Raw genomic sequence first — 9023 nt, forward strand, 5'->3', positions numbered from 1 at the left:
TGGGGCGTGGTGACCGGCGGTGGCGGCGGGTCGTGGAGCACGGTGACCGGCGGTGGCGGGCGCGGCGACGGCGTGCGGGACGCAGGCCGGTGGGGCGGGCGGCGGCGGTGGGGCGGATGCCGGTGGGGCGGCGGGTGTTGTGGAGCGGGGGCGAACTCCTCGTCACCGTCGGCGTGGTGCTCATGTTGCTGGTCGTGCACCAGCTGTGGTGGACCAACCGGGAGGCGAAGCGGGGAGCCGAGCGGAAGGTGGAGGCGCTGGAACGGGAGTGGGGGAGCGCGGGGGGTTCCGGGGGCGCGGGCGACGGGGCGAAGGACGGCTCCGGTACGACCGGTTCCGCGTCGTCCGCCGGCACCGGCACCGGCAGCGGTACCGGCGGTGGCGCCGGGCGGCGGCAGTCGTCGTACACCACCCGGGTCGTCGCCTCCCAGGCCTACGCCGTGCTCGTCGTCCCGCGGCTCGGTCTGCGCGTGCCCGTCGCCGAGGGCGTCAGCAAACCGAACGTGCTCAACCACGGGTACGTAGGCCACTACCCCGGCACCCAACAGCCGGGCCAGGCGGGGAACTTCGCGGTCGCCGGGCACCGGAACACACACGGGGAGCCGTTCCGGTACCTCCCCCGGCTCCGGCGGAAGGACACCGTCGAGGTCGAGACGAGGGCGGCGACCTACACGTACGTCGTCGACCAGATCCTGCCGCAGACCTCGTCCCGGGACTCGGGGGTCATCAGGCCCGTACCGCGCTCGATCGTGAAGCCGTCGTACGGGTACAAGGAGCCGGGCTACTACATCACCCTCACCACCTGCACGCCCGAGTTCACCTCGCGGTACCGGATGGTGGTGTGGGGGAGACTGGTGTCGACGCGGCCGCGGGCGGGGAGCGGGTGACCCCTCAACTCCCGCCGCCATAGCGGCCCGACGGGCGCCGGGGGAGGGCGTCGGGTGGGACGGCGCCGAGGCCCGGTCGGCGGCTCGTGGTCCCGACAGGCGACGGACGACCGCATCGCCTACCGTGAGAAGGTCCGGTGAGCCCGTGGTCCACGACCTCGGAGTGCTCACCTCCGCAGTCGCGGAACCGTCCGGTGGGGGCCACGGGGGGTACCGGCCGGCCCACTGCCTCGCCCAGGGTCGCAGGACCATGTGGGGGGTCCTTCAGGACATGCGTGCAGAGGACATGGTGGCGACCCGAGAACCGGAGGGATCATGCCCATGTCCCGCCTGTCCCTGAAAGCCACGCTGTGCCTGTTCGTCGCGTTGCTGACGGCAGCGCTGTGGACCCAGCCCGCGAGCGCGTACACCTGGGCCCGGAGAGTCACCGTCTACAACGCCTCCGGCCTCTGCGTCCAGGGAGACGCGGGCATCGACCACAGGAAACCCGGCGTGCTGTCCGGCAACCTCGCCTACTCGGAGACCTATGCGTTCACTCAGGGGTGCGGCACGGGGCTGAACTCGCCCGACGGCTGGGCCGCCACCCGAGTGACCGTCTTCCGGTGGAACGGATCCGCCTGGGCGACCTGCCGTACCAGCGCCTGGAAGTTCGGCGCCACGGGCGTGAACCGGTGGGGTGCGTGGGGACCGGAGCAGGTGCTCGACTGGGGCGGCTGGGCTTCGTGCGGGGCGGGCTTCTACGGAGCGCAGGCCAGGGCCCTGGTCTGGGACGGCTCCCAGTGGCGTGGCGGCAACGTCTGGTCGGGGTTCGAGCAGGCCTCGCCCACGGGGTTCGCGAGCATGCGGCAGCCCGCGCCCGGTTCCGCTCCCGCCGCGCAGTCCGACGTACCCGCGTTCCGCCCGGCGGCCCAGACCCGGTGACGGACAGGAACAGACGGCGGCCGGAAACCGGCGGCGGAGGGCGCGGCCGGTCACGGGCCGGCGCTGGAGGGCGCGGCCGGTTACGGGCCGGCGCTGGAGGGCGCGGCCGGTCACGGGCCGAAGCCGGAGGTCGGGGCCGGTCACGGGCCGGAGGCAGAGGGCGCGGCCGGTCAGGAGCCGGCGGCCCAGGTCGCGCCGGGTGGGCCGCAGCTCCGGCTGCTGGTGTGCCCACCTCCGGCTGCTGGTGTGCCCACCTTCGGCTAGCGCGCCCGCTCCCGTAGCGCGATCACACCCGCCGCCCCCAGCGCCGCCACACCCGCCGACACCACCATCGCCACGTCCGCGCCGTGGGCCAGGCCGCCCCCGGTGGACGTGGCGATGGCGATCGTCAGGGCCACGCCCGCGCAGGAGCCGATGTAGCGGAACGTCTGCTGGGCGCCCGAGCCCATCGCGGCGCGGGCGGCCGGGACCGACTCCACGGCCAGCAGGGGCAGCGCCGCGTTGAGGAGGCCGCTGCCCGCCCCGCCGAGCACCAGACCGGGCAGGAGACGGGGCCAGGAACCGGCGTCCAGCGCGCCCAGCATCGCCAGCGCGCCGCCCGCGTGCAGCAGGAAACCGGCGGCCAGCTGCCGGCGTGGGGCGACCCGGCCGGCCAGCCGCTTCGCCTGCAACGCCACCGCGAAGGACAGGCCGGACCAGAGCAGGAACAGCCACGCCGTGTCCATGGCGGACATGCCCAGCGTCTGCTGGAGCAGCGCCGGCAGGAAGCTGAACAGGCCGATCACCGTCAGACCCGTGACGAGACCGGCGAGGGAGGAGGACAGGAAGCGCGGGGTCCGGAAGAGGGCCAGGTCGATCATCGGGGTCGGCGCGAACCGGCGCTCGATCACGGTGAACAGCGCCAGCAGGACCACCGTCGCCGCCAGCAGCAGGCCGACCTCGGGCCGCAGCCAGCCGTCCCGGCCCAGCGTCAGGGCCGCGACCAGGGACACCAGCGCCAGCCCGAAGGCCAGCGCCCCGGCGATGTCCGGACGGCCGCCGCGCGGGGACCGGGACTCCGCCGGCGAGCGGACGGAGAGGGCCGCCACCAGCAGGGCCGCCGCGCCCAGCACGGCGTACGCCACCCGCCAGTTCGGCATCGCCCCCGCCACCAGCGGGCCGAGCGCGATGCCGCCGCTCACGAACGCGCCCCACACGCCCGTCGCGTGCAGCCGGCCGCGCGGGGTCGGGAACGCGGCCACCAGCAGGCCCAGACTGCTCGCCAGGATCGCCGCGCTCGCCGCGCCCTGCGCCACCCGCGCCAGGGTGAACGCCCAGGTGGAGGTGGTGAGGCCGCCGAGGGCCGTGGTCAGGCCGAGGGCCAGGGTGCCGGCGACGAAGACACGGCGGCGGCCGTAGTCGTCGGCCAGGCTGCCCGCCACCAGGAGGAGGGCGGCGAGGCCGAGCGGGGTCCCGTTCAGCAGCCAGGCCTGCGCGGACAGCGGGGTGTGCAGGGCGGCAGCCGTTTCGCGGAGCGTGACCACGGGGGCGGTGTACGTCATCAGGGCCACGGCGGTCGCGGCGCTGGTGAGGGCCAGGGTGGCACGGGCGCTCGGGGGCGGGGCAGGGTCCGTGCCGGGCGGTGCGCCCACGGCGCCCCCGGGCTTGAGGGTTCTTTCATTGAACCTAGTCATGGCGGTACCGTAACACCATCGGTTCGTTCACTGAACCTTGGACGGGGAAGTTGACTAAGGTGGTCCGCATGGCACTGGGCAAGGACTACGCGACGCAGGAGTGCTCGATCGCCCGCGCGCTGGAGGTCGTCGGCGAGCGCTGGACCCTGCTCGTCGTCCGCGACGCGCTCTACGGCGTCCGGCGCTACAACGACTTCCTCGTCCACCTCGGCATCCCGCGCGCCGTCCTGTCGGCCCGCCTGAAGACGCTCACCGAGGAGGGGATCCTGGAGAAGCGCCGGTACCAGGAGTCGCCGCCCCGCGACGAGTACGTCGTCACCGACCGGGGGATCGCGCTCTGGCCCACCCTGCGCGCCCTCGCCCTCTGGGGACGCGAGCACCTCATGGACCGCCGGCTGCGCTACTTCCGGCACGCCGAGTGCGGGACCGAACTCGGCCCGTACGGCGAATGTCCCGCCTGCGGAACCGTCGTACCCGTCGCGGACGTTCTCATCACGCCGGGGCCGGGACTCGACCCCGACCCGGCCGACCCGGTCAGCCGGGCGCTCCTCAAGCCGAAGCGGCTCCTGGAGCCGTTGGAGACAGATCCGGCATAACGGCGGTACGAGCGGTACGAGCGGTACAACGTCATTGCGTGGGAGGGGGGTTCGGAGATGCGTGTGCACGGCCGTCAGGTCCTGTCGTCGCGTCCCGTCGCCCTTCTCCTGCTGCTGCTGTTCGACCTCCTGCTGCTCGACTCGGGCAGCCTCTTCACCACCGTCGCGCTCGCCGCGACCGCCGCCGTCGGTTCGGCCCTCGCCGTCAGCTGCCTGCTCGCCGCGCGGTCCGCCCCCGCCGTCCCGCTCACCCGGGTCCGTACGGCGATACGCGACCGCGCCCGGCGCACCGCCTTCGTCGCCCAGTGCGATCCGGACGCGAAGGGCCGCACCAGGCCACGAGCACCCGGGCACGCCCTCCGGGCGACCACCGCGTAAGGCATCCGGAACCCGTTCCGGGTGCCCTCGCGCGGGTCGTCATGCCGTCCCACCTCTTCATCACGGCACGGCGAGACCCCTTGGAGGGCTCCCACCCATGTCCGTCTTCGCCGGCCTGGTCGAGCAGCTCGCCGACCTGCTCCAGCCGCTCTTGCTGGGGGCTCCCCTCGGCGGAAGGGGGGTCGACCTCCTCGGTGCCGGGCTCGGAAGCTCCGGCAGCCTGGTCTGCCTGGGGCTGTTCGTCCTCGTCGCCGCCGTCGCCACCTTCAACTTCCTCCGCGCCAGGCGAACGGCGGCGGAGACGGCGGAAGAGGCGGAGACGGCGGAAGAGGCGGAGACGGCGGTGAGCGGCGTGGCGGGCGAGCGGGTGCCGGGGCTGGGCGCGGTCCACCAAGGTCGCGCCGTACCTGTCGTACGTGACGCTGTTCACCGTCGCCGTGGTGCCGCTGGCGGCCGCGCTGTACGTGGTGACCAGTACGGCCTGGAGCGCGGGGAGCGCGCGGTGCTGTACCGGTGAGGAACGGCGCGGCCCGGGACCGTACGGCTACGGTCCAGTACGTGAACAGGCTCTTGCCCGCTGCACGCCCATCTTGGAGGATCGACCAGTCCTCCGATGGCTGCACCCATCGGGCGGGCGCACGCTATCAAGGGAGATGGTGACGACCATGAAGCTGCTGCGAGTCGGTACGACGGGGGCGGAGCGGCCCGCGCTGCTCGACGCCGAGGGGGTCCTGCGGGACCTGTCCGGTGTCGTGGACGACATCGACGGGGCGCTGCTCGCCGACGACGCCGCCCTCGCCCGGGTCAGGGCCGCCGCCGACGCCGGGGAACTGCCCGCGCTCGACGCGACCGGGCTGCGGATCGGACCACCGCTGGGGCGGATCGGCAAGGTCGTCTGCATCGGCCTCAACTACCACGACCACGCCCGCGAGACCGGCGCCGAGCCGCCGGCCGAGCCGGTCGTCTTCTTCAAGGCCGCGGACACGGTCGTCGGGCCGAACGACACCGTGCTGGTGCCGCGCGGGTCGGTGAAGACCGACTGGGAGGTCGAACTCGCGGTCGTCATCGGGCGCACGGCCCGCTACCTGTCCGACGATGAGGACCCGCTGGCGTACGTCGCCGGGTACGCGGTCGCGCACGACGTCTCCGAGCGGGAGTTCCAGATCGAGCGGGGCGGCACCTGGGACAAGGGGAAGAACTGCGAGACGTTCAACCCGCTGGGGCCGTGGCTGGTGACCGCCGACGAGCTCGGGGACCCGCAGGGACTGTCGCTGAAGCTCTGGGTGAACGGGGAGCTGAAGCAGGACGGGACGACCGCCGAGCAGATCTTCTCGGTCGCCGAAGTGGTGCGGTACGTCAGCCGGTTCATGGTGCTGTACCCGGGTGACGTCATCAACACCGGGACTCCGGCGGGGGTCGCGCTGGGCGCGCCCGAGCCGAAGCCGTTCCTGCGGGCCGGGGATGTGGTGGAGCTGGAGATCGGGGGGCTTGGGCGTCAGCGGCAGGAGTTCAAGGACGCCTGAGGGGCGGGGGAGTGCTCTGCGCGGGCGGGTGCGGGTAGTCCGTGGTTGTTCGCGCAGTTCCCCGCGCCCCCAAGGGGCGCGCTCCGGTTGGCGGCGTCAAAGCTTCAAGTACGCCTCCAGGGCCTCCACCACGAAGCGGTGGTCCTGGAGCTGGGGGAGGCCCGAGACGGTCACCGAGCCGACCACGCCGACGTTCTCGACGGTGATCGGGAAGGAACCGCCGTGGGCCGCGTACTCGTCGGGGTCCAGACGGGAGGACTCCTCGAAGGTCGTGCCCTTGGCGCGGAAACGGGCCCCCACCAGGTAGGAGGCCGCGCCGTAGCGCTCCACCACCCGGCGCTTGCGCGCGATCCAGGCGTCGTTGTCGGGGGTGGAGCCGGGCAGGGCCGCGTGGAAGAGCTGCTGGCCCGCGCGGTGGATGTCGACGGCCACGGGGGCCTGACGCTCCCGGGCCAGCTCCACCAGCAGGGAGCCCAGGGCCCACGCGTCGTCGTTGGTGAACTGCCGGAAGACCAGGCGCTGTTCCTGCTTCTCCAACTCCTCCACCGACGGGGTGAGTTCGGGAGTGGACCGCGGGGTGATCTGCGGGTGGTGCATCAGAGGGTCACCGTCACTTTCTCGACCGCCGAACGGCGGGCTGCTTCCAGTACGTCCAGGGTGTCCGCCGCCTCCAGCGCGGTCACCGGGTTGGCGCCCTCGCCCCGCAGGGCCCGGGCCACGGCCGCGTAGTACGCGGGGTAGTCGCCGGGCAGGGTCGGGACGGCCCGGCCACCGCCGGTCAGCGGGGACTCCCCGGCGCCGACCCGGCCGTACAGGGACTCCGGCTCGACGCCCCAGCCGTCCGCGGTGCCCGGCCGGTCGCCCTCGCGCAGCGCCGCCTCCTGCGGGTCCAGGCCGTACTTGACGTAACCCGCCTTCGAGCCGAGCACCCGGAAGCGCGGGCCGAGCTGGGCCGCCGTCGCGGAGACGTAGAGGTGGGAGCGGACGCCGTTCGCGTGGGTGAGCGCGATGAACGTGTCGTCGTCGGTCTCGGCGCCGTCCCGGCGCACGACCGACTCGGCGTACACCTCGGTCGCCGGGCCGAAGAGGGTCAGGGCCTGGTCGACGACATGGCTGCCGAGGTCGTAGAGGAGACCTCCGATCTCTGCCGGGTCGCCGGACTCGCGCCAGCCGCCCTTGGGCTGCGGACGCCAGCGCTCGAAGCGGGACTCGAAGCGCCATGCCTCGCCCAGTTCGCCGTCGGCCAGCAGCTTGCGCAGGGTCAGGAAGTCGTTGTCCCAGCGGCGGTTCTGGAAGACCGAGAGCAGCAGGCCGCGCTCCTCGGCGAGGGCGGCCAGCTCGCGGGCCTCGGCGGCGGTGCCGGCGACCGGCTTGTCCACCACGACCGGCAGGCCCGCCTTGAGGGCGGTCGTCGCCAGCGGGACATGGGTCCTGTTCGGGGACGCGATGACGATCAGGTCGAGGCCGTCGGCCCGGTCGAACAGGTCGTCCGGGGTGGCGACCGTCCGGACGCCGGTGAACTCGGCCTTCGCCTGCGCCTGCCGCTCGGGGTTCGAGGTGACCACCGTGTCCAGGGCGAGGCCCTCGGTGGCGGCGATCAGCGGGGCGTGGAAGACGGATCCGGCGAGGCCGTAGCCGATGAGGCCGACGCGCAGGGGAGTGGCAGCTGTCATGCCCCCCACTTTCGCAACGCTGTTGCCAAAGTGCAAGTGGCGGGGACAATGGGTGGCGTGAACAGGACGAGGAGCGGCGCGGGAAGTGACCCGCGGAGCCGTACGAGGGGCGGGCCGGGCCAGGCCGGGGCGAACCTGCTCGTCGTGCGCAGCCACAACACCGCGCTGGTGCTGGACCTGCTGCGGACCGCCGGGAGCGAGGGCATCAGCCGGCTCGAACTGGCCGAGCGCACCGGACTCACCCCCCAGGCCGTCAGCAAGATCACCGCCCGGCTGCGCGAGGAGGGCCTCGCGGCGGAGGCCGGGCGGCGCGCGTCCACCGGGGGCAAGCGGGCCACCGTGCTGCGGCTGGTGCCGGAGGCCGGGCACGCGGTGGGGGTGCACCTCGACCGGGACGAGCTGCGGGCGGTGCTGGTCGACCTCGACGGGAGGGTGGTGGCGGAGCGGCGCGCGGAACTGGACCTGGGAGCGGGCGCGACGGCCGTGGTGGGGGCGCTCGCGGAGACGGCCGGGGAGCTGATCGCGGACGGGGGCGACGCCCTGCTCGGGGTCGGGGTCGCCGCGCCCGGTCCGCTCGACCACGACCACGGGGTGCTGCACCGGGTCACCGGGTTCCCCGAGTGGGACGGCTTTCCGCTGCGGGACGCGCTCGCCGAGCGGCTGGGGGTACCGGTCGTCGTCGACAAGGACACCAACGCGGCCGCCCTCGGGCTCGCCGTCGGCGGCGAGGGCGGTTCCTTCGCCTACCTGCACCTCGGTACCGGCCTCGGCGCCGGCCTGGTGATCGGCGACAGCGTGCACCGGGGGCCGCGCACCGGGGCGGGGGAGTTCGGGCACCAGGTCATCCAGCTGGACGGGCCGCCGTGCCACTGCGGCAACCGGGGCTGCGTCGAGGCGCTGTGCCTGGCGGCGGTGGACCGGGCGGAACCGGCCGAGGCGGCACGGGTGCTGGGCGCGGGGGCCGCGAACCTGGCGGGGCTGCTCGACATCGACCAGGTGCTGCTCGGCGGCCGTACGATCGCCGCCGCGCCGGAGATCTTCGTACGCGGGGTCGCCGCCGTCCTCGACGAACGCGCCCGGCGCGAGGGCGCCCTCGGCACCACCGTCCCCGTCCGCCTCGTCCCCGGCGGCGACCGCACGGTCGCGGAAGGCGCGGCCCAACTACTCCTGGCCCCCCTCTTCGGCCGAGCGAACGGCTGACGACACGACCGCTCAGCCGACCGGAGGACCGACGGGCGGCGACCGGGGGGCGTCGGGTGGTGGTCGGGGGCGTCGGGTGGTGACCGGGGGGCGTCGGGTGGTGGTCGGGGGCGACAGGGACCGGCCGGGAGGCGGCCGGAGGGCTGGCCGGGGCCGCGGATCGGATGGGGGC

General features: G+C 74.0%; 10 protein-coding genes. 7 read left to right on the plus strand and 3 right to left on the minus strand.

Annotation, left to right across the window (positions count from 1 at the left end):
* The first annotated feature begins 116 nt into the window (after window positions 1–116).
* Both AAW13_RS41750 and AAW13_RS41755 read left to right on the plus strand, forming a co-directional pair.
* Window positions 117–887, plus strand: a complete 771-nt coding sequence (locus tag AAW13_RS41750; protein ID WP_046730580.1) for a class E sortase — start codon at window positions 117–119, stop codon at window positions 885–887.
* Between the two features lie 315 nt (window positions 888–1202).
* On the plus strand, window positions 1203–1808 hold the full coding sequence (locus tag AAW13_RS41755; RefSeq protein WP_143145100.1) for a hypothetical protein: 606 nt from the start codon (window positions 1203–1205) through the stop codon (window positions 1806–1808).
* A gap of 260 nt (window positions 1809–2068) precedes the next feature.
* On the opposite strand, the gene AAW13_RS41760 is transcribed toward AAW13_RS41755, so the two are convergent.
* Window positions 2069–3481: an MFS transporter gene (locus AAW13_RS41760; RefSeq protein WP_046730583.1), complete on the minus strand. Its 1413-nt coding sequence runs from the start codon at window positions 3479–3481 to the stop codon at window positions 2069–2071.
* Window positions 3482–3549: 68 nt separating this feature from the next.
* On the opposite strand from AAW13_RS41760, the gene AAW13_RS41765 reads away from it, so the two are divergent.
* The 4 genes from AAW13_RS41765 (at window position 3550) to AAW13_RS41780 (ending at window position 5978) form a co-directional block, all read left to right on the plus strand.
* Complete coding sequence (locus AAW13_RS41765) at window positions 3550–4077, plus strand: winged helix-turn-helix transcriptional regulator (RefSeq protein WP_046730584.1); 528 nt, start codon at window positions 3550–3552, stop codon at window positions 4075–4077.
* Window positions 4078–4134: 57 nt separating this feature from the next.
* Complete coding sequence (locus AAW13_RS41770) at window positions 4135–4455, plus strand: DUF6412 domain-containing protein (RefSeq protein ID WP_046730585.1); 321 nt, start codon at window positions 4135–4137, stop codon at window positions 4453–4455.
* A 97-nt stretch (window positions 4456–4552) separates the two neighbouring features.
* A complete protein-coding gene (locus tag AAW13_RS46250; protein ID WP_052768597.1) occupies window positions 4553–4972 on the plus strand; it encodes a hypothetical protein in 420 nt (139 codons plus the stop codon).
* A gap of 148 nt (window positions 4973–5120) precedes the next feature.
* Window positions 5121–5978 (plus strand): fumarylacetoacetate hydrolase family protein, encoded by an 858-nt coding sequence (locus tag AAW13_RS41780; protein WP_046730596.1) that lies wholly within the window; start codon window positions 5121–5123, stop codon window positions 5976–5978.
* 96 nt (window positions 5979–6074) lie between these two features.
* Here the strand turns inward: AAW13_RS41780 and AAW13_RS41785 are convergent, their stop codons facing one another.
* Together AAW13_RS41785 and AAW13_RS41790 are read right to left on the minus strand one after the other, a co-directional pair.
* Complete coding sequence (locus AAW13_RS41785; protein WP_046730586.1) at window positions 6075–6575, minus strand: heme-degrading domain-containing protein; 501 nt, start codon at window positions 6573–6575, stop codon at window positions 6075–6077.
* A complete protein-coding gene (locus AAW13_RS41790) occupies window positions 6575–7651 on the minus strand; it encodes a Gfo/Idh/MocA family protein (protein WP_079179185.1) in 1077 nt (358 codons plus the stop codon). Before AAW13_RS41790 ends, AAW13_RS41785 begins: the two co-directional genes overlap by 1 nt.
* A gap of 48 nt (window positions 7652–7699) precedes the next feature.
* Between AAW13_RS41790 and AAW13_RS41795 the strand changes: the two genes are divergently transcribed.
* Window positions 7700–8851 carry an ROK family transcriptional regulator gene (locus AAW13_RS41795; RefSeq protein WP_206306374.1) on the plus strand — a complete coding sequence of 384 codons (1152 nt, stop codon included), beginning with the start codon at window positions 7700–7702 and terminating at the stop codon, window positions 8849–8851.
* The last annotated feature ends 172 nt before the right edge of the window (window positions 8852–9023 follow it).

It is taken from the genome of Streptomyces humi, from assembly GCF_001005085.2.
Taxonomy (GTDB): domain Bacteria; phylum Actinomycetota; class Actinomycetes; order Streptomycetales; family Streptomycetaceae; genus Streptomyces; species Streptomyces humi.

What these genes read in the sequence shown, in the direction of transcription:
- AAW13_RS41770 (WP_046730585.1), top strand. Translation starts at nt 4,135, where the DNA reads ATGCGTGTGCACGGCCGTCAGGTCCTGTCGTCGCGTCCCGTCGCCCTT.
- AAW13_RS46250 (WP_052768597.1), top strand. Translation starts at nt 4,553, where the DNA reads ATGTCCGTCTTCGCCGGCCTGGTCGAGCAGCTCGCCGACCTGCTCCAG.
- AAW13_RS41795 (WP_206306374.1), top strand. Translation starts at nt 7,700, where the DNA reads ATGGGTGGCGTGAACAGGACGAGGAGCGGCGCGGGAAGTGACCCGCGG.
- AAW13_RS41755 (WP_143145100.1), top strand. Translation starts at nt 1,203, where the DNA reads ATGCCCATGTCCCGCCTGTCCCTGAAAGCCACGCTGTGCCTGTTCGTC.
- AAW13_RS41790 (WP_079179185.1), bottom strand. Translation starts at nt 7,651, where the DNA reads ATGACAGCTGCCACTCCCCTGCGCGTCGGCCTCATCGGCTACGGCCTC.
- AAW13_RS41780 (WP_046730596.1), top strand. Translation starts at nt 5,121, where the DNA reads ATGAAGCTGCTGCGAGTCGGTACGACGGGGGCGGAGCGGCCCGCGCTG.
- AAW13_RS41760 (WP_046730583.1), bottom strand. Translation starts at nt 3,481, where the DNA reads ATGACTAGGTTCAATGAAAGAACCCTCAAGCCCGGGGGCGCCGTGGGC.
- AAW13_RS41750 (WP_046730580.1), top strand. Translation starts at nt 117, where the DNA reads ATGCCGGTGGGGCGGCGGGTGTTGTGGAGCGGGGGCGAACTCCTCGTC.
- AAW13_RS41785 (WP_046730586.1), bottom strand. Translation starts at nt 6,575, where the DNA reads ATGCACCACCCGCAGATCACCCCGCGGTCCACTCCCGAACTCACCCCG.
- AAW13_RS41765 (WP_046730584.1), top strand. Translation starts at nt 3,550, where the DNA reads ATGGCACTGGGCAAGGACTACGCGACGCAGGAGTGCTCGATCGCCCGC.